Source organism: Paraburkholderia sp. WC7.3g (genome assembly GCF_050436345.1).
GTDB classification, from domain to species: domain Bacteria; phylum Pseudomonadota; class Gammaproteobacteria; order Burkholderiales; family Burkholderiaceae; genus Paraburkholderia; species Paraburkholderia podalyriae.
On record NZ_JBNDMA010000004.1, the window covers coordinates 1,725,546 to 1,744,697 of the forward strand.

Here is a 19,152-nt window from a genome sequence, read left to right on the forward strand (position 1 = left end):
TTTCAGCGACGGCGCCGGTGGATTGGAAACGGGGAGTCCAGAGGTGGCACAGTGAAGGTGAACTTGAAAACGCTATCGAGCTCGCTTGGTCTTTCGCGAACGACCGTGAGCCGGGCGCTAAACGGATACGACGATGTAAGCGAAGCCACCCGGGCGCGAGTCAGGCAGGCCGCCCAGGAACTCGGCTATCACGCCGACCCCACGGCTCGCCGGCTTGCCACAGGCCGCGCGGAGGCCGTGGGACTGGTGTATCCATTCGGTGCCAATGCGCTCGGCGACCCCAGGTTCGGCGAAGTCGTCGCTGGCGTGACGGAGGGGCTGGGAGCAGGCGGCCTGGACCTTTTCATTGTTTCGGCGCGGCCGAATGCGGAACTCGAAACGTACCGGCGACTCGTCGACGGCAAGCTGGTGGATGGTCTGATCGTGGCGCGCACGCTGGTAGATGATCCGCGCGTCCGGTTTCTCCAGGAGCGCGACTTCCCGTTCATCGCGTACGGACGTACAAACAGCGAGCAGCCATACGGATGGTTCGACTTCGACAACGAGGCGGGTGCTCGCGCGGCGACTCAACGCCTGATCGGCTTCGGGCATCGAAGAATCGGCATGGTGAGCGCGCCACAGACGCTCAACTTCGCGGCGCAACGGCGCGCGGGTTTTTTGACGGCTCTGCGTGAGGCCGGCATCGAGCCCGAGGCGCAACTGGTGATCGAATGCCCTTTCGACAGAACGGGCGGCTACGAAGCGGTCCGGAGCCTGCTCAAGCTCGCCGAACCGCCGTCGGCTGTGCTGGTCGATAACAATATCGCTGGAACGGGCGCATTCCGGGCGATCGGCGACAGCGGCAAAACAGTCGGCGCGGATCTCTCCCTGATCGTCTACGACGGCGTACCAGCCGACGTGGCGTTCCCTCGCACGGTGACGGCGGTCGTGCAGCCGACCGGGCACGCGTCCGGCGAGGCCATCGCGGAACTGATCCTCGGCGCGATATCCGGCCGCGAACCGTGTGCGCACCGCCTCGTGCAACCCCGCATCGAACCAGGCGACACAGACGGGCCGCCCCGCTAACCGAACATCACAAAGCGCATCGCTGGCTCCAAGGGGGCAATCTTCGAAGGACGGTTGATCGCCGTGTGCGGTGTCATCGGCAGCGGCAAGACGATGATGCTGCGCCGGCTTCAGCAGGCGCTCGAGGATGAGAAGCGCGTCACCGTCTCCAAGTCGCTCGCGATCGAGAAGCATCGCATCAAGCTGGCGACGTTCATTGCGGCGCTGTTCTATGACCTCTCGACTGAAAAGCAGGTCCGCATCCGATGCAGGGCGAGAAGCGCGAGCGCGACCTGCGTGAGCTGGTCAAGAAGAACAAGCGGCCGGTCGCATTGTTCGTCGACGAACCGGGTCGGTCAATGTCATCGTCTGGCAGTCGGCCCTGGAGCGGCAGCGGCGAGAAGCGTTGGGCGCATCGCTTCTCGCTGTCTATGGAGTATGGCAGCGCGAAGGCGACGTGAAGCATCTGGTCGCGCAGCGGCTCGTCGACGTGTCGCACCTGCTTGGCGAGCTACCAACGGCGAGCCGCAATTTTCACTGACTTAACGAGGAAATCTGTCGATGACGAACTATTACGTCCTGTTTGACGCCCAGGCCGCCGCTGAGGAAGTCGTGGCGCGCGTTGTTGCACGGCACCGCACGAAGGGCGCCCTGATCTGGAAGCTGCTTCATCAGATGGAGGAGGAAAGTGCTGGCTGAGGTCTCGTCCAGCGGACAGTTCGGCGACCGGCTGCTGCAGATGATCTGCGCTCCCGCCGTCCCGTCCTACCCCAACGACGACCGCCCCGCATCGTCAGGACGGCGAGTTCTGGCGGGTAACGCCGCTCGTCTCACCGCGTCTCTGGCGCCCGCGCTGATTTTTCACTTCTAGGTCCCGGCGTTTCCGCAAGCCACTGACGGGCGCGGGCTGGAACTCGTTTTGCTCTTCAACTCCTGTCACTAACGCGAGAAAGGTCATGTGCTACGGAGAACCCGACCGATTATTGGAACTCGTCATCGGCGGGCGCGAGCTTCCAAAAAATGATCCAGGTCACACGCCGTTGGACGATTTCGAACACTTCTGCGCCACCGAGGCTGCAGTGAGCAGGACCTTGGTCCGCGAGCCTTTGCTTTTGTGAGACTGGAGTACGTGACGGCAGGCCTGAGCCGGCGTCAGTATAGGAGCGCCGGACTCGACGCTGAACTAGAGAAGTACTGTGCGAATATCAGTATGCTTCTTCGCGACCGCCCGCCCGGCACAACCGCCGACCTCACTGGCGACTCAGTGCTGTACTGGGACGGCGGACGACTGAACGGTGCGACCCTGTCCAACGATGACCCCAGAGATGTTGCGCTCCCGGTCGAGCAGGTCCTCGTGCTCTCAACAAGATGATCGGGCTGCAGCCACTCTCCGGTGGTGCGAAAGGCAAATATCTCGGATAACGTGAGAAAGCACAGCAACTCTGCGTTAGTCTCAAGTCGGTGCATCCTGCGACCTGTCATAGCGTTGCGGCCCGCGACGGCCGGACATCGTCACGTTACTCTCATCGTGCGATCTTTCCGATGTGCACGGAAGCAGGCTGCCGAAGAGACCTGCGGTGCCGTGAAACCAGGGCCCAGCGTGATGCCTGCGTGGGATCACGTCGCTCACCTGGGGCAGGCGTACCTCAGGCCGTTTTTCGGCGTGGACGCGCGCCGATTGCGCTTTTGGTCCGGTAGCTGACGCCATGCTGATCGAGGTAGTCGCGGATCAGTTGCCGTACCACCTGTGAGGGAGTCAGGTCCTGCGCCGCGCAAAGTTTTTCGAACGCTTCCTTCTTCACAGGATCGATCAGAATCGTGAGTCGAGCGCTTTTCGTTTCCATGACGGGGGCGAAGTCCAAGTATGTTAATTAAATTATAATACATCGTATGGCGCGAGTCATCTTCGTGGCGCCAGGCTCACACGATGGCCGTCGATTCCCGCATGCATCGCCGATGTCCACCAGCTCGGCGGCCAGGAAGCCAAAGACGTGCAGCGCACGGCGACAGTACGCTAGATCTCCGCCCTGGCACGCAGAAAATCCTGCCCAGCCCGGGTAATCGACACACCGCCCCGCCCATTCGCGGGGACGGATACCAACCCGGCGTTACGCAGCTCCTGCGTAACCGACCAGTTAAACGTGGGCGCGTCGCGGCCGTAACGCTGCTGGGCCAGACGCTCAAGTGCCCGTCGCGGGGAGACCGGCTTGCTCACCTTCCTCTTTCTTTTCATGTGCGTGATTGAGTAGTTCGCATGCAGGGCCGATCGACAGGCATGAGCCAGACTCCTGCATCGGTCCGTCAGAAAGATTCCTGCACATGAAGAATGGCCGCAAGCGCGTCAAGCGCTGCAGTCTCGTCGGGACCGGCCGCGAGAATGCGCATCTGCGTGCCCGGCTTCGCGCGAAGCGACATGACCGACATGACATCCTTGGCATTGACGGACCGGCCGTTCGCGATACAGACGATGTCGCTCGCAAACCGGGCGGCGCTAACGGCAAGCCTCGCTGACTCACGCCCGTTTAAACCCCATCGGCCACCAATCTGAATCAATGCCTCGACCAACCCCGCTCCCCTTTGTACGCAAACAGTGACCCAGCGCCCCATGTCCCCACGCAGTCGCGTTCAGTGCATCACGCTTGCAATAACCTGAGCAAAGAAAGCACGCAACAGTGGGTCCCACGTTTCATCCCGTACTGCAATTTCGGCCGTATCGAGCCGCCGCATGTCCTGGTCCAGATACACCACGAGCAGCGATTTCGGATGCGGTGAACCGACAAAGAACTGACCGTCATCGTCCAGAAACAGACATGGCCTCTGCCTGTATCGCGCTCCGGACAGCGAGTTCGCGTCCTGGACGTGGCGAGCCGATTGCTTCTGATAGACGAAGATGACGTTCACTCCGCATGCTTCCAGGCGGTCACAGATATCGGAAAACCGGTACAGCATCTGGAATCCGCGTTCACCCGCCTTGCCCACGCCGATGACGATCAGTCCGCGACGACCCATTACGTCCCTCAGATACCGGTGCGTGTAATCGTGGGACAGCAGCGGAACACTTGCATCAATCACGTCGACCTCCCTGTCGCGCCCGGACATTCGCCGAGTTTCGCGCATGCCCGCCCTCCAACATGATCAGCAGGATTCTGGCCCATAGCCACCATACCATTACCATAGCAGCATAAATTAATGATAATTATATTATCATATTTTTGCACTACTCGCCCTGAAGGATCCGGCCGGCCTGTTTGCCGGTTCTTCAATGCACAGGTGCGGTGACCCCGGAGGTAGCCGCGATGCAGTAACTCGCGTGACTCTCGATTGACGGCGTACGGCAGCGTACGGACGACTCGAATCGGAGCTGCCGATTCGCGTGTGTACGACAGCGTATGCCGGGGCCGAACGGTCGTCTGCCGTGCGGTTTGTGCCTGCAGCCTAACGATCAAGTCGATAGATCTGCGCGCGCAGGTCATCGATGAGAGGAACGATGGCCAGCACGATCAGCACGCCCGCAAGCGGCACCGTCGATGCGTATCCAATGTGCTTGAATCCCATTGCCCCCGTGACGCCACCGACGAAGAACATGGCCAGCATCGTCCCGTGAACTTTCAGCCTCGTTCGATTCGCGAGCACAAACGGCTCTGTGGCATCGACCCTGGAGGAATTCCAGCAGAAAAGTTTGCCGAGCTCGATGCCGATATCCGTCACGATGCCGGTCATGTGGGTGGTACGGATTTCCGCGCCCGACAGCTTGGTAACCATCGCGTATGGAATCAGATCAACAAAGCTGCTAGGATGATAACGCAATTATCATTAACTGGTAACTTGATGCTCCTGACGAAGCATCCACGAGGTCAGTAGCAGGCAGGGAAACGCGTCCGCTATGCTTGAGCCTGACCGTCTGTTCGATAGCGCGACGCGCATGCTCGCGCACGCGCTGTCGTGTTTGAAAAGTGCCAGGGCGTGGGTGCCGCGCCCGCATTCACGCCCGCATCCCACGGCCTTATACATTAAGGTTGACGTGACAACCCGGGCGCCGTGTGACCGCGTTTCGTGGCAACTCATCTGCGCAGTTTCAGGAGAACATTGACTTGTCGGCCGATCACAATCAGTTCAGGCAGGCCCTGGAGGAGCGGTGGGGAAAGGCGTATGGAAAACCCGTAGTACACGAGGGGCGGCGCACGCGGTCGCTGTGTTTCGATGCCTGCGGAATACAAAGCTCAATGCGCAGGCGTGATCCGTTCGAACTGGATCTGTCGTACACGCGGGCCATGATGTCGTTCCAGCTCTTTCACCCCCAACCCAGGGATATCCTGATCGTGGGTCTGGGCGGAGGATCACTGTCGAAATACTGCTTCCGCAAGTTTCCGTCGGCACGGGTAACCACGGTGGAAATCGACGAGCGAGTGATCTCACTACGCGAGTGGTTTTACATTCCGCCTGATTCGGAACGATTCCGGATCGTGCACGCCGACGCCGCCGAATATCTCCCGGACAGAACTGGCATCGCGGATGTAATCCTGCTCGACGGTTTTAACGCCTCTGGTCTGCCTGCCAGCCTGTCGAGTCAATACTTTTACGACTGCTGCCATGCTGCGCTGCGTGAAGAAGGCGTGCTGGTTGCCAACCTGCTCAACAACGACTCGCAGCTACCCACCCACCTCGACCGGATACGCCGTGCGTGCGACGGAAAACTGTTCCGCACCATGGCGCAACGCGAAGGCAACACGATTGCCATCGGCGTCAGACAGGCGATCGTACCCGGATGGCAGGACCTCTATGTCCGCGCCGAAGCCATCACGAAATCGATGGGGCTTGACCTGTGCCGGTATGTCAAAAAAATGGAACGTCACCACCGGGTAGAACCGGTTTCGGGATACCCTTCGTCCGCCACACTGGCCGTTGAACAAGACATCTGACGGCACTGGAGACAACGCCGATGGCACATTTGCTGGTCGTCCATTACGTGCTGCTGGTCGTCGCGGGCTGGCTGGTCGTTGGAATGCTTGGGCTTGTCGCCCTTCGTCGGACCCGCGTGGTGGCGCATGGCCTGTTCCCAGTGGGTGCCGTGTTCGGCCTGTTCCTGTCCGGACTGGGCCTGACTGGCGTGTTCGCGGGCCCGCAGGAAGCCGTCCTGCCGCTCGGGTTGCCGGGCCTGCCGTTTCATCTGCGGCTTGACGGCCTGTCAGCCTATTTCCTCTCTGTCCTCGGCGTGGTGAGCACGGGGGTAAGCGCGTTCTCCGCCGGCTATTTCCGCAAGGGTGAGGGCACGCCTCCCGGACTCATCTGCTTTGAGTATCACGTGTGCCTCGCGAGCATGGCGGTGCTGCTGCTCGCAGACGATGCCTATTGCTTTATGGTCGCGTGGGAGACGATGACACTGTCGGCCACCTTCCTGGTCATGACCAATCACCGCATTGCGGAGATTCGCCGGGCCGCCTGGCTCTACTTCCTGATCTCCCACGTCGGCGCGCTGGCGCTCCTGCTGTGCTTCGGCCTGCTGCAGGCCAATACCGGCGACTATACGTTCGCCAGCATGCGTCAGCAGCATCTGGACATGGTCTGGGCATCCATTGCGTTCCTGCTGGCGCTGTTCGGTTTCGGCACGAAGGCCGGCATCTTTCCGCTGCATGTCTGGTTGCCGGAAGCGCACCCGGCGGCACCCTCACCGGTATCGGCCCTCATGAGCGGCTTCGTCCTGAAAGCCGGCCTGTACGGCGTGCTGCGCACGGTGTTCGACCTGCTGCACGTGCAGATTGCCTGGTGGGGCGTGCTCATGCTGATGCTCGGGCTCTTTACCGCCCTGTTCGGGGTCGTGTTCAGCGCCATCCAGACGGACATGAAGCGGGCTGCTCGCGTATTCATCAATCGACAACATCGGCCTGATGTTCGTCAGCATGGGACTGGCGATCCTGTTTCGCGCGTACGGCATGAACGCGCTGGCGGCGTTGTCCTTGACGGCGCTGCTCTACCAGATCGCCAGCCATGCCACATTCAAGAGCCTGCTTTTCCTCGGAACGGGTTCGGTACTGCATGCGACGGGAGAACGCAATCTCGGGCGCCTGGGCGGCCTGATCCGCTTCATGCCGTGGACCGCATGGGCGGCTCTCGTGGGCGCGCTGACTAGTGCAGGCCTGCCGCCCTTGAGCGGTTTTGTCTCCGAATGGCTGCTGCTGCAAAGCTTCCTGTTCACGCCGGGCTTGCCGGACCCATTCCTGAATATGGTGGTGCCGCTCGTCGCCGCCCTGATAGCGCTGGTAGCCGCGCTCGCGGGCTACACGATGGTCAAGTTTTTCGGCATCGTCTTTCTTGGCCAGCCTCGCGAGACAAAGCTTCGCGAAGCACGCGACGCGAGCCCGTGGGAACGCGCCGGGTTCGTGTGGCTGGCAGCGATATGCGTGCTGCTCGGTCTGTTGCCGGTGCAGTTTGTGGTCGTTCTGGATCGCGTCACGCAGTTGCTGGTGGGGGCAGGCATCGGACCCGCGGTGGCACGGCATGGCTGGCTGCTGCTCGCACCCATCAGCGTCGAGCGGGCCAGCTACATGCCAGCGGTTTTCCTGCTGTTCTTCTTCGCCTGTTGCGGGCTCGCGTGGCTGCTGGTCCGCCGCCTCTATCACGGGCGTCTGCGGCGAGCCGCGCCATGGGCCTGTGGCTATCCATTCGTCAACGCGCGCATGCAGGACACAGCCGAAGGGTTCGGGCAGCCGATTCGCGAGATCTTCGCGCCCCTGTTCAGCATCGAGCGGCAGCTTCCCTCTCCTTTCGACAAAAAACCCGTGTACAGCGTTGTCGTGACGGATCGTACGTGGAGCCTGATCTATCGGCCGCTGGAACGGCTGATCATGCGCATCGCGGCACTGGCGGGGCGGCTTCAGACCGGCCGCATCGCCGTCTATCTGATGCACAGCTTCCTTGTGCTGATCGTACTGCTGATGCTGGTGAGACGATGATCACGTTCTCCGGATTGCTCTCGCAGGGGCTCGAAATCCTGCTCGCACTCGCGGCCGCGCCTTTGCTGACGGGTTGGGTCAACATGTGCCGTGCCCGGTTGCAGAACCGCCGCGCGCCGAGCATCTGGCAGCCTTACCGGATGCTTCACAAGCTGTTAATCTGAACTACGCCGGACACGACCTGTAATGTGGCAACTTCTCACACAGATCGCCAGGACCGACGCGCCGACCCAGCGCCTGCCCGAGGGCGATGACGCATGGCGCGCCGAAGGGCAGCGAATCCAGCAGGAAATCCTCGACGTGCTCGGGCGGGCGCTGTGCATTCGCGAGATCGACGCGGGCTCCTGCAACGGCTGTGAACTGGAAATCCATGCGCTCAACAATCCGTACTACAACATCGAAGGTCTGGGTATCAGGTTTGTCGCGAGCCCCCGGCATGCGGACATGCTGCTGGTCACGGGCCCGCTCACGCTGAACATGAAGGAAGCAGTGCGGCAAGCGTATGAAGCGACGCCACATCCGAAACTGGTGGTCGCGGCCGGCGAGTGCGCGTGCACGGGCGGCATCTTCAAGGACAGCTACGCCGTGTGTGGACCGCTGTCGAACCTCCTGCCTGTCGACGTCACGATACCAGGGTGTCCTCCACCTCCCGTCGATATCCTGACAGGTATTCTCACCGCGCTTCGTGTGAAACGTACGACCTTCCCGCCCTGAACGTCCCCGTCGGCATGCGCCGCTAACGGAGCTCATGGCACAAGCTTCGTGCCGGACCCACGCATGATGACTACCTCATGTGCCACGTCGATGCGTTCGAGGACAATAGCGATGATTGAGCAATTGATCAATCTGGGAGATCTCGTCAGCGCCTTGATCCGCAGGGCATGGCCGCAGGTGCTGACGATAATCGTCTTCATGGTGGCGATCAGCGTGCGCTTCCCATTGTGGTTTGTGATGCTCTCGGCCACCGTCAACGGTGCGGCAGTGACATACCTCGCGCAATGCTTCGCATCCCAGCCGTCCCGCCGCGCTCATGACCCGTTACTGGGCGCAGTGCTGATCGGCAGCGGACTGGCATCGATTGCCCTGACGCTGAAGTGGTGGACCGTAGAAAAGCAGCTGCAGCTTGCACCGGGTGTGCTCCTGCATCTCGCGGGCCATCCAACATCGAATTCGACACTGGCATGGCCGAGTGTCCTGACCCAGTGGGGCTCCTGCTCGATCTTTCTCGTGATTGTGGCGGTGTGGGTACTGGGCAGCGAGCGCGCGGACTGAGGACCGAACACGTTCGGCATCGGTGCCGTCGGCCCCATGTTCCGCACGCACGCTAAAGCTAAACGACAGCTTAGCGTTGCCGCCCTCGTGGCAGTACTGGCGCCGGCGATGAGACGCGCACCGGAGCAACTGCGAGCGAAGTTCGCCCGATGATGTACCCCTGAGGCGACGAAGACTTCGATGTGGTTGATGGCGTGCCGGATTCCACTTCGCGGCCCACGCCCGTTTGGGTCGACTGGCGCACGACGAGAACGGGAATTGCGCTGTGTGTCAGGACCTTCTGCGTTTCGCTGCCGATCAGCAGCGCACGCACACCGCTGCGGCCGTGAGATGCCATGACAATCAGGTCGCAATTTCGCTGGGCTGCGGTGCTAATAATCGCTTCATACGGGTGAGCACGGGTCGCGGCAACCGTTTCGCATTCGACGCCAACCTGCGCAGCTGCCCTTGTAACTGCGGCGAGAAAGTCATCTGCATGCTGCTGGTTGACCCGAATGAATTGCTCCTCGGTATCCGCGAGCATTTCGGTTCCATACGCGAAGACGTGAAATTCCGGCATCACGTGCAGTCCCGTGACCTTGGCGCCGCTTTCACTGGCGAGTATCACCGCCATCTGGATGGCGGCTTCAGAGAGCGCCGAGCCGTCGGTCGGCACCAGCAGATGCTTGAACATGACGCCTCTCCTTGCTGGGCGTGCCCAGTCAATCCGACGCGCGTTCAACCGCCCACAGCATCGGCCGGTTATGGAAAACACGATGTAATTACATATTGCTTTCAGTATAGTCATTCCTGAGGAGATGGAGAATGGCGTTTTTTTGGCAGTTTGTCGCGGACGGTTCTGTTGCAGTAAGGCCGGTCCGCTATGATGGGCGGAACGACACGAACGACTGAAAGCTCGATGAAGACGATGAATCCGGCGGTGGCCCGAGTGCTCAAACGCCTGCATTATCCGCTCGACGTGATTCTGACCTGCGTGCGCTGGTACGTGGCCTATCCGCTGAGCCTACGCCACCTTGAAGACATGATGGCTGAGCGTGGCGTTTCGGTCGATCATTCGACTGTGCACCGCTGGGCCATCAAGCTGTTGCCGGTGCTGGAGAAAGCGTTTCGCCGCCTCAAACGGCCGGTGGGTAAGAGCTGGCGGATGGACGAAACGTACATCCGCGTCAAGGGGGAATGGCGGTATCTTTACCGGGCCGTCGACAAGGACGGCAACACCATTGACTTTCTGCTACGCGCCCATCGGGACAAGACTGCGGCCCGGCGTTACTTTGAGAAATCGATCGCCCAGAACGGTATACCCGAAACGGTAACCATCGACAAAAGCGGCGCCAATCTCGCCGCGCTCGAAGCGATCAATGCCGATCGTGAAGCGCCCATCAGGATCCGCCAGTCCAAGGCAGTATGACTTTCCGTGAGGCAGGGGCTGGCCAGCCGTGACGAATCAGACGCGGGTTAGCATTGCTGCCAGAGCCGCACGGTGTGGACAGCGCCACACCCGGCGATTTCCGGCACGGAGGCCAGCATGGAAAACGATAGCACGGTGTACGTCGGTCTGGATGTTCACAAGGATTCGATCACGGTCGCCTACGCGATCGGCATGGGCGACGTGGAACTGCTCGGCAAGATCGGTACGACGAAGGCCGATATCGACCGCCTGTGCAGGCGCCTGCAGTCAAAGGGGCCACACGTGCACATCGTCTACGAAGCGGGTCCGTGTGGTTATGGGCTTTACCGGCAGCTCGTCCAGAAGGGATTCGACTGCATCGTGTGTGCACCATCGCTGATTCCGAAGAAGCCCGGCGAGCGCGTGAAGACGGATCGGCGCGATGCGATCAAACTGGTGCGAGCGCTGCGCGCCGGTGACCTGTCAGCGGTCTATGTCCCGGGCGTCGAGGATGAGGCATTCCGGGATCTGGCGCGGGCATGGGCCGGTGCCAGAGACGATCTGAAGCAGGCGCGGCAGCGGCTGAAGTCGTTCCTGCTCTCGCATGGCGTGCACTATACCGGGAACGCGAACTGGGGCGCCGCCCATCGGCGCTGGCTCAGCGCATATTCATTCGGGCACCCGTGGCGGCAACTGGCGTTTGACGAACACCGGCGCACGATCGAGGACCGACTCGCGCAGTGTGATCGCCTCGAAGCAGCGCTACGCGAGGCAGTCGTCAACTGGCGGTTTTATCCAGCCCTGCTGGGACTGCAGGCGATGCGGGGCGTGCAGTTCGTCACGGCCGTCGGGATACTGTCGGAACTGGGCGACCTGTCACGCTTCGAACATCCACGTCAACTGATGGCATGGCTGGGGGTGACGCCGTCGGAACATTCCTCGGGCGACAAGCGACGTCGGGGTAGCATCACCAAGACCGGCAACAGCTACGCCAGAAAGCTGCTGGTCGAGGCGGCCTGGAGCTACCGGCATCCTGCGCGCGTGAGCCGCGACATCCAGCGTCGGCACGAAGGTATTCCGAAGGCCATTATCGATCGCGCCTGGGACGCGCAGGTCCGGTTGTGCCGGCGATACCGGAAGCTGGCAGTGCGCGGCAAACACGTCAATATCGCGACGGTCGCCGTCGCCCGTGAACTAGCGGGCTTCATCTGGGACATCAGCCGCCTGGCGATGTCGCTTGCCACGTCACGCAGCGCACAGACCGCGTAAGCCGCCCGCCACTCAACGCAAGACAACAAGTGGAGGAGTTTCCTGAAGGCGGCGTAGCCCGGCACTCGAGTAACCCGCGAAGATATTTCGCAACGGGCATCACCAATTTGCGGCCCAAGACAGCGGCAGGCTCATGAGGCGGACCTCTGTAATGCGGTAGCCAATCCGCGGATATCAGTGTGATCCACCGTCGACCTTACTGCTACGCCGCCCTCAGGGAATTCTCGCGCCTATGAAAAAGCGAAAAATCAACATCGCGATTGACATGGAAAGTCATATCAGTATCTCAACAATATCGTGGAACAAGACCATCGGGCGATCAAGCGCCATACCCGACCCATGTTGGGATTCAAGGATTTCCGTTGTGCCCGCATCTTGTTGAGCGGCGTTGAACTCATGCATATGACCGCCAAGGGGCAGATGAAATGTGCTCGCGGAGCCCATCCGTCCGCCGCTGATCAATTCTACGAGCTCGCAATATAAGCAGTACTTCGCATATCGATCTCGCTCGCTCTTTGATCCTTACTGCGACAAAGCCTCGGCGTTTGCCCTCTGAACTTCCATCAATGCGTAATACATGAGTACCTCCTCGTAAAGGGTGCCGTTGCGAACGGCATGGATGTACGTGCAAGGGGAATGCCTATACGCGCACCACCTCTGGAGCGAGGCTGCGCGCGAAGGCCATCGCGTCAGTATGTACAAACCGACTGTCGGCTCTGCGGCAACGAGAGCCAATAGGAGACGCCTGCGCCTATCGCTTCAAACGGGCGGTTTGGCGTTCGCCAAACCACCCGATAGCGACCCGCCGCCGTGTCGCTGCCACGATCGTGCCAATCCAGGCTCAGATTTACCCGCGGTTACATCCACCACGTCCTCAATCCGACCGGACAAATCAGCAGCAATTGTCGGCGCTCTCCAACGTTGGTCCCGATGGGCACTTTGGCCAGCACCATCCACAATAGCCGCTGTACTACGCAGAGGATGGCCTGTGGGCGTCAACTTCGACCTGAATGATTTGCAGGCGTTTCGAGCCGTCGTATTGTTGGGCGGCTTCCGGAAGGCCGTCGAGGCGGTCAGCTTGTGGCCGGCGCTGAGCCGCCCTTTCGACAAGCTCGAGCACGCAATCCGCGTGCGGCATTTCGAGCGAGCGTTGTCTTCGGAACGATCGATGTCCGCTGGTTATCAATGGACGCGGGCGAAAGCCCGCAACTGCCCTAAAGCACAGCAGCCACGTGGTTGCCTTGCCCCGCGCCGGTAAGACCCGTGCTCAGGCCACGAAGCGGCACTGGGACGCGGGCGTGCGCGTGTCCATGTTGCGACCGCGGTTGAGGTGATCGTCGATTTCCGCCGCGCAGCCGAGCATGCGCGGATAAAGGAAGATCGTGAACGCGGCAGTCTCCAGATCGGACTCGCTCAATTCACCGCGTCGCAGCGGCTGCCACAGCATCTTCAGCAGCAATGCGGCGATCACCGCATCGACATTGACGCAATAGACGTTGCGCGAGACGCCTGCCTCGAACAACGCCTGCACCAGCTCGCGATAGAACGCATGGAACACGTTGTATTCCCCACGCTTTTCGCACAGGTCCGCAATGAACACCTCGCGCGGGTCGTGGTTGACCGGTCTGTCCTTGAACACCGGATGATTCACGCCCGGAAGCTTCGCGATGTCGAGGCTGCCCGCATGCTTCTGCCGCGCCTTGTACTGCGCGTATCGCTCGACGGAGCGCTCGGCGAGCGAGCGCAGGTCCACGCCGTGGCCGGGCTTCGACGGATCGTCCAGCGCGGTTTCCTTGAAAGCATCCATCAGGAACGCGATGCCCTCGTACCCGTTCCCGCCGTGCGTGTAGCCGGTATGCGAGAGAAAGCCGACAAGCGCCTTGTTGAGCTGCACGCGCTCGGGGCCTTCCGGACCGTCGGCGGATACCGCGCCCTTCGCCCCCTGCGCCGAGATCGCACCCGGACCGTTGGTGAGCAGCAGGCCGACGAGCGTTTTGAAGGCGAACAGGTCGTCGGGGCCGGGCCTCAGGTTGAGCAGCGCGGCGAAGCCGATTTCGGTGAGACTGCGCTCGTTCAGCAATTCGTCGGTGGAGAAGCCGCAGAAACCGTCCGGGCCATGCCGAGACGCATCGGCCGATGCACCGATGAGCGTCCCAAATAGCATGCTCCACCAGGGCAGGCTTTCGGCGGTCACGCGCGAGATACGCTTGCGCATGAGCGGGCCCCACGCCAGCGTCGTCGTGATCGCGGCCAGCACCGCGTCGCCGGTCGGGTGAGCGGGCTGCGACGTCAGCCAGCGGACGAACGCCGATTTCGCGCCGCGCGCGGCGAGTCCCGCGAGCATTGCTTCGGCGAGCGGATCGCGAGAGTCGGCGAAGCACTGTTCACAGCCGCTTGCGTCGATGCGTGCGACGTCGAAGGTTTCATTCAGCGCGTCGGCAAGACCAGCGGCCGCAAAACGATCGATCAGCCACTTGGTGACGTCCCGCGCCGCGCGCTGACGTTTCGGCCCGACGATCGACGCCGCAGCCGCGAGAATTGCATTCGGGGCGTTGTCCGCTTCGCGTGCTGCCTGCGCCGCCGCGAGTTCCGGCCTGCCGTGCAGATTGACGAATGCGGCGATCGCGACATCGATGAGTTTTTCGTCATTCTCGCCGCCGAATTCGTGCAGCAGGGCAAGGCCGACGTTCGCTTCGAGCGAACGCGTCGCGGCCTCCAGCATCGACGCGCCGTGCAGGCTGCTCACTTGCGTCTTCGCGTCCATCTGCGACGCGCCCGATGCGTCTTTGAGCGCCTGGCGCGGAGCGATCACGCCGATCTGGCGATTGACCTGATGGACCTGCTCGTTATACGGCGCAATAGCTTCCACGACCGGAATGGCGAGGCCGTCCGGCAGCGCGATGCCCTGATCGGAGCCGAACCACGGCTTGAGTGCGAGACTGCCCTCCGACTCGAAATCGGGCATCGTCGCGTTGGCGCGCATCACGGCGCTCAGCGCGGCCGGGATGTGCGCGATGTTCGTCACCACGGCACCCTTCGTCGAGCAGCATGGATCATCCGGCGTGAAGAGGCGCTCGACGCCGAACTTCTGCATGAACCAGCGTTCCTTGGCTTGCGCATCGTCGTTGCCGCCGGCCATCGCGCCGGCGTGACCGACTGCCCGCGTGAGGCGGCTCTTCCACCGTCCCACGACGCACGCGACGACTGGCTTCGTGAAGACCGCATCGGCCTCGTAATAGCCACCCGGTTCGCAGTAAAGTACCGCAGCCTTGCTGCGCACATCGTTGGCGAGTGCGAACGCGAATTCCGGCGCGGCATAGTGGATATAGACGTCCTTGCCGCTCGAGATGACCGTCGATGTGCCCCAGCCACCCATGCGCAGGTATTGCGCAATCGTCGTGCTGAAGCCGCCGGAGTTGGAGAAGATCGCGATCGAGCCCTTGCGCAACGAATCGTCAGGATTGTCGCCGCCGAGCGCTCCGCCGATCCTCACGCGATTCCACGAATCGGCGACGCCGAGCCCGTTCGCGCCGAAGATGTCGATGCCCGCCTGCTGGCCCATCGCGCGAATTTCGCGGGCGTCGTGGACCGCGATCTTTTCGGTGATGATGAAAATCTTCCGCAACTCGGGATTCACGCGAATCAGTTCAGCGACGCCGTCGCGGGCCGCGGACGGCGGCAGGTAAACGACGCCGCAGTTGAACCGGTGTCCCGCCTGCAGCCCCTCACGGACGTTGTTGTACACGGGGATATCGCCGGCCGGCGTCGCGAGCACTTGCCCGCCCTTGCCCGGCGCCGTGCCGAATACGACGTTACCGCCCGAGAATGCGTGACTCACGGGCGTCACGTCCGACGATTCACCGCCCAGGATATTGAGCACGCACACGCGATCCTCGCGCGTGGCGATCTGTGCGAGTGAGTTGACGCCAACGAAATACTTGAACGTATTGCTGCCTTGCTTGTACATGTCGATCTCCTCAGGCACGAGCCGTCTCGGTTTGCATCGCCGACGCGCCGATCCTTGCAGCGATCTCGGCGCGGCCGCCGGCGCGCATCCAGGCGTCCGCCCGGCGTGCGTACTGAATCACTTCGCTGATGTCAGAGTCGAAGCCGAACAGCCGATAAGGCAGGCCCAGCGAGTCGCATGTGTCCCTCAGCGCCGACATGCCCCGCACGAGGTTCGGACCTCCACGGCCCAGCACGACATAGAGCGGCGTCGCTCCGTGTTCGCTGAAGTGCTCGCGCAGGGCGTCGGCCATGGCGCGCAGCGTCTCGTAGATGTCCGTGTTATTGGACTTGCCGCCAATGATGAAGAGCACGTTCGCCTGTTCGAGCCAGTGCCTGAAGCAGATGCGCGCCACTTCCTTCATCTTCGCGTAAGGCGGATTGCCGCCGAAATCCGACGAGATGATCGCGGCGTCGCCCAGCATTTCGGTGACGAGCGAGTTGGCGCCGCCGCCGAAGGTGGGGGCGAGGATCGTCCCCTTCTCGTTGATGACATACACGTCGCTCTGGCCCTGGTGGGTGCGAAGCTGGTTGATCTCCTGCTCGAAATCCGAGTAATCGGCGGCGAACAGATGAGGCGGCAGGCCAAGACGCGCCCAGCGCGGATCGTCGCGATCGAAGCCGCACTTGAAGTCGCACGCAACCGGCGTAAGGCGACCGTGCCTGTCCTCGCGCATGCGGATCGGGTTCAACTCGAGCGTCGTCATGCCGAAGTCGTGAAAGAGCTCCCAGAGTTTCGGCAACTGCTGCACGAGCGGCGAAATGATCTCCTTCGGCGCGCCGATCTCGCTCAGTGCATTCGCTACGACGAACGCCTTCAACCCGGTCAGCGCATCGAACGGCACCATCGCCACCTGCTTCGGGTCGACTTCCTCGATGTCCATGCCGCCCGCGTGCGAAAGCGTCATGGTCGGCGCACGAAAGCGGGTGGAATCCGTGATCGAGAAGTAGACTTCGTGCGTGGCCGGCACACCGGCTTCGAAGGTGACGCCATTCGCCTTCGCCTTGATGTGGCCGACGGCATGCTCGGCGAAGTACAAACGCTCCTTTTCGGCCAACGCTGTCTTGAGGTCGGTCGCGCGACCCAGTAAGCCCGCCTTCCCCTTCTTGCCGACTCCGCCCTTGAAGACGGGCTTGATGAAGATCTGGCGATGACGGTCGATCAAGGCCTTGATTTCGTCCTCGCTGGCGCTCGGGGCCAATATCTCGCTCGCCGGGAATCCGACGAATTGCAACAGGCGCGCGCCGTGCAACATACCGGTAATTTGCATCGAAATGTCTCCTGAAATTCATTGCGATATAAAAAGGAAAACGGCTCGTGTGGCGCCGGTATTGGCAAACCGCCGGCCGAGCCATTGATCGGGCGCCGTATGTGCAGAACAGATGCGCGGTCGTTGGCGCGCGCTCTATGCGGCGCTCGGGTGCGCTCTATGAAATCCGATGCGTGAAGACCGACTGGATCGCGAAACTGCACTGCCCGCTATACAAGGAGGGAGGTGGGCTGCTTTGTAGGCTGCTACCTGTGGAAAGGGCGTGATCCGCAACAGGTCGATTCATGATCGATCCCTCAATGCACGACATAGTTGTGACCTCTGTTGCCCGTATTGGTGGGATCGTTCACATGTTCAATTGGTGCGTGGTAGCGGATCACCCTGTCATGCGCGGCGCGACGTTGTGCCCGAATGGTGAGCGACCGAGGAAAAGTCATCCGATGAGGATGGCAGGTACGTATTGAGAAGCGGAACGGTCTTTGCCAGCACGACAGTCTCGCCCTCGATGTAGTGCGAAGTGTCAGCTTCGATCGGTGCGGCAGCGATCAGGCGGTTGCACTCTAATAGTGAGTTAAAAATTCAATACATAACCAAGGGTTGTCGCTTGCTTTCGCCAACAGGTACCGCTATCAGGCTGCAAGCCGTAAAACGCTCATCGCCGGACGTTCCACCGCAGGCGGAAATACACACCATGTACCGTCATCGTGGAGGAAGAAATAAATTGCCAACGCGCCTGCCGGCAGCAATGCCTCGACGTATCCATAGCGTCGCCGACTCGAGGGTATGCGACCGAACCGCTTACCCGAACCGGCGCCGCCGGAGTCGGTCCAATCCATTTTTCGATCAGCAAACGCAAAGAAGACCTGTCCACCGAATCCATCGCCCATCGCCGTCTCCTTCAACCTCTGTCTCGTTGATGTAGACATTTACGTAGAACTAGAAACAGTAGGCCGTGAGGACATCACTTTTTTGCACGGTTCATAGGGTGTCGTTGCGACACTGTATCGATTGCGACCATGGAGAGAGGTTTGTATGCGAATTTCTACCTCATGACACTCGCGATAGCAGAATTAGGCGCGCATCGGTTGTGGCAGCGATCTGCCGCCACTTCCGTATCGACGCTACGATCTTAGTGTGCTGAATCCTTCTGTTAGCTTTCACAACGGCAGGTTTTCTTTAAGGTCTATCCCTACGTAGCCCGGGCGCTATCAATCTGTACTCGCCGCTTTGGGGCAACATGATCGTCGATCGCGATTACCATACGGGCGCAAGGAAGATTGAGGCGGAGGCTTCGAATCCCGCCAGTTGACTCTCATGTGATCGTCTTCGGACATTCGCCGATACGCGGCGACTGACTCTTGTGGGTCGGGTGCTGCCCATCGTGGTAGGCAGCGAGCGCCCAAGAGCGGCGACAGCAATGCTTTTACACAGACCAGCAGACTTGAGTCGCCACTCCCTCGCGCGAGTGCGGCGGCAGCAGGAACTGGGCACAGTTCATAACCGTGCTCGATATCATCGAAGATAGCCCCGAGGTAAAGGTCTTCGAGCCATGATGTTCGAAGAAAGTGAAGTGGCGGTCGCCATTCGGGAATGGTTATGGCGCAAACGTACTGCGCATTTTGTCGCCTATGCACCGCAGACTTGCGGGGTCAAGATTCAGGATGACCGTTCCAGTTTAGCCGTTGCCAGTCACGATAGGCAGTGGGCGGCGGATGAGCGGACGTTTGGACAAATGCTGGGAAAAAATCGCGGTAACAGATCTGGCACCCCGATATGAGCGACGCACCCGCGGTGCCGCACGGCGTGGCACGAGCGGGGAATCGCGCATTGCGGCCACCTCGGGGCTGGGTGTAGCCTGTTTTCCGGTAAAACGGGGAAGCAGGCCTGCTGCTCAGCGGCGGAACATTGAAGCGCGCCGGTACATAAAGTTGCGCGTCATCGGTTTCGCCACGCA

At 61.2% G+C, this 19,152-nt stretch carries 15 protein-coding genes and 7 pseudogenes; 13 read left to right on the forward strand and 9 right to left on the reverse strand.

Annotated features, from left to right (window positions below):
• Window positions 1-51 precede the first annotated feature (51 nt).
• The 3 genes and pseudogenes from OKW43_RS41515 to OKW43_RS41525 all read left to right on the forward strand — a co-directional run bounded on the left by OKW43_RS41515 (window position 52) and on the right by OKW43_RS41525 (window position 1,743).
• Window positions 52-1,065 (forward strand): substrate-binding domain-containing protein, encoded by a 1,014-nt coding sequence (locus OKW43_RS41515; protein ID WP_429454644.1) that lies wholly within the window; start codon window positions 52-54, stop codon window positions 1,063-1,065.
• A gap of 325 nt (window positions 1,066-1,390) precedes the next feature.
• Window positions 1,391-1,585: pseudogene (locus OKW43_RS41520) on the forward strand (hypothetical protein); the annotation flags it as partial.
• A gap of 20 nt (window positions 1,586-1,605) precedes the next feature.
• On the forward strand, window positions 1,606-1,743 hold the full coding sequence (locus OKW43_RS41525; RefSeq protein WP_187638499.1) for a hypothetical protein: 138 nt from the start codon (window positions 1,606-1,608) through the stop codon (window positions 1,741-1,743).
• Between the two features lie 947 nt (window positions 1,744-2,690).
• On the opposite strand, the gene OKW43_RS41530 is transcribed toward OKW43_RS41525, so the two are convergent.
• The 5 genes and pseudogenes from OKW43_RS41530 to OKW43_RS41550 all read right to left on the reverse strand — a co-directional run.
• The gene (locus OKW43_RS41530) at window positions 2,691-2,888 is read right to left on the reverse strand and encodes a ribbon-helix-helix protein, CopG family (RefSeq protein ID WP_011493367.1); all 198 of its coding nucleotides are present in this window, start codon (window positions 2,886-2,888) and stop codon (window positions 2,691-2,693) included.
• A 170-nt stretch (window positions 2,889-3,058) separates the two neighbouring features.
• Window positions 3,059-3,277: a hypothetical protein gene (locus OKW43_RS41535; RefSeq protein ID WP_246530570.1), complete on the reverse strand. Its 219-nt coding sequence runs from the start codon at window positions 3,275-3,277 to the stop codon at window positions 3,059-3,061.
• Between the two features lie 68 nt (window positions 3,278-3,345).
• The gene (locus OKW43_RS41540; RefSeq protein WP_187639779.1) at window positions 3,346-3,609 is read right to left on the reverse strand and encodes an HPr family phosphocarrier protein; all 264 of its coding nucleotides are present in this window, start codon (window positions 3,607-3,609) and stop codon (window positions 3,346-3,348) included.
• A gap of 60 nt (window positions 3,610-3,669) precedes the next feature.
• On the reverse strand, window positions 3,670-4,116 hold the full coding sequence (locus tag OKW43_RS41545; RefSeq protein WP_429454779.1) for a hypothetical protein: 447 nt from the start codon (window positions 4,114-4,116) through the stop codon (window positions 3,670-3,672).
• Between the two features lie 363 nt (window positions 4,117-4,479).
• A pseudogene (locus tag OKW43_RS41550) lies at window positions 4,480-4,809 on the reverse strand (YoaK family protein); the annotation flags it as partial.
• A gap of 326 nt (window positions 4,810-5,135) precedes the next feature.
• Here OKW43_RS41550 and OKW43_RS41555 point away from each other — a divergent pair.
• The 5 genes and pseudogenes from OKW43_RS41555 (at window position 5,136) to OKW43_RS41575 (ending at window position 9,266) form a co-directional block, all read left to right on the forward strand.
• Complete coding sequence (locus OKW43_RS41555) at window positions 5,136-5,963, forward strand: fused MFS/spermidine synthase (RefSeq protein WP_429454648.1); 828 nt, start codon at window positions 5,136-5,138, stop codon at window positions 5,961-5,963.
• Between the two features lie 20 nt (window positions 5,964-5,983).
• Window positions 5,984-7,994 (forward strand): annotated as a pseudogene (gene hyfB / locus OKW43_RS41560) (hydrogenase 4 subunit B).
• Window positions 7,991-8,149, forward strand: a pseudogene (locus OKW43_RS41565) (formate hydrogenlyase); the annotation flags it as partial. The pseudogenes hyfB and OKW43_RS41565, both read left to right, overlap by 4 nt.
• A gap of 31 nt (window positions 8,150-8,180) precedes the next feature.
• On the forward strand, window positions 8,181-8,708 hold the full coding sequence (locus OKW43_RS41570) for an NADH-quinone oxidoreductase subunit B family protein (protein WP_429454650.1): 528 nt from the start codon (window positions 8,181-8,183) through the stop codon (window positions 8,706-8,708).
• 111 nt (window positions 8,709-8,819) lie between these two features.
• Window positions 8,820-9,266, forward strand: coding sequence for a hypothetical protein (locus tag OKW43_RS41575; protein ID WP_429454652.1), 447 nt, complete (start codon window positions 8,820-8,822; stop codon window positions 9,264-9,266).
• A gap of 70 nt (window positions 9,267-9,336) precedes the next feature.
• On the opposite strand, the gene OKW43_RS41580 is transcribed toward OKW43_RS41575, so the two are convergent.
• Window positions 9,337-9,939, reverse strand: a complete 603-nt coding sequence (locus OKW43_RS41580; protein WP_429454654.1) for a universal stress protein — start codon at window positions 9,937-9,939, stop codon at window positions 9,337-9,339.
• Window positions 9,940-10,164: 225 nt separating this feature from the next.
• Between OKW43_RS41580 and OKW43_RS41585 the strand changes: the two are divergent.
• The 4 genes and pseudogenes from OKW43_RS41585 to OKW43_RS41600 all read left to right on the forward strand — a co-directional run.
• Window positions 10,165-10,665: pseudogene (locus OKW43_RS41585) on the forward strand (IS6 family transposase); the annotation flags it as partial.
• Window positions 10,666-10,791: 126 nt separating this feature from the next.
• A complete protein-coding gene (locus tag OKW43_RS41590) occupies window positions 10,792-11,922 on the forward strand; it encodes an IS110 family transposase (RefSeq protein ID WP_429453608.1) in 1,131 nt (376 codons plus the stop codon).
• Window positions 11,923-12,201: 279 nt separating this feature from the next.
• A pseudogene (locus OKW43_RS41595) lies at window positions 12,202-12,405 on the forward strand (DDE-type integrase/transposase/recombinase); the annotation flags it as partial.
• A gap of 505 nt (window positions 12,406-12,910) precedes the next feature.
• A pseudogene (locus tag OKW43_RS41600) lies at window positions 12,911-13,102 on the forward strand (helix-turn-helix domain-containing protein); the annotation flags it as partial.
• An 87-nt stretch (window positions 13,103-13,189) separates the two neighbouring features.
• On the opposite strand, the gene OKW43_RS41605 reads toward OKW43_RS41600, so the two are convergent.
• The 3 genes from OKW43_RS41605 to OKW43_RS41615 form a co-directional block, all read right to left on the reverse strand.
• The gene (locus OKW43_RS41605) at window positions 13,190-15,889 is read right to left on the reverse strand and encodes a CoA-binding protein (RefSeq protein ID WP_429454656.1); all 2,700 of its coding nucleotides are present in this window, start codon (window positions 15,887-15,889) and stop codon (window positions 13,190-13,192) included.
• A gap of 10 nt (window positions 15,890-15,899) precedes the next feature.
• Complete coding sequence (locus tag OKW43_RS41610; RefSeq protein ID WP_429454658.1) at window positions 15,900-17,198, reverse strand: ATP citrate lyase citrate-binding domain-containing protein; 1,299 nt, start codon at window positions 17,196-17,198, stop codon at window positions 15,900-15,902.
• Window positions 17,199-17,827: 629 nt separating this feature from the next.
• Window positions 17,828-18,085, reverse strand: a complete 258-nt coding sequence (locus OKW43_RS41615; RefSeq protein WP_312893021.1) for a hypothetical protein — start codon at window positions 18,083-18,085, stop codon at window positions 17,828-17,830.
• Between the two features lie 662 nt (window positions 18,086-18,747).
• Here OKW43_RS41615 and OKW43_RS41620 point away from each other — a divergent pair.
• Window positions 18,748-18,975: a hypothetical protein gene (locus OKW43_RS41620; protein WP_187639506.1), complete on the forward strand. Its 228-nt coding sequence runs from the start codon at window positions 18,748-18,750 to the stop codon at window positions 18,973-18,975.
• Window positions 18,976-19,152 lie beyond the last annotated feature (177 nt).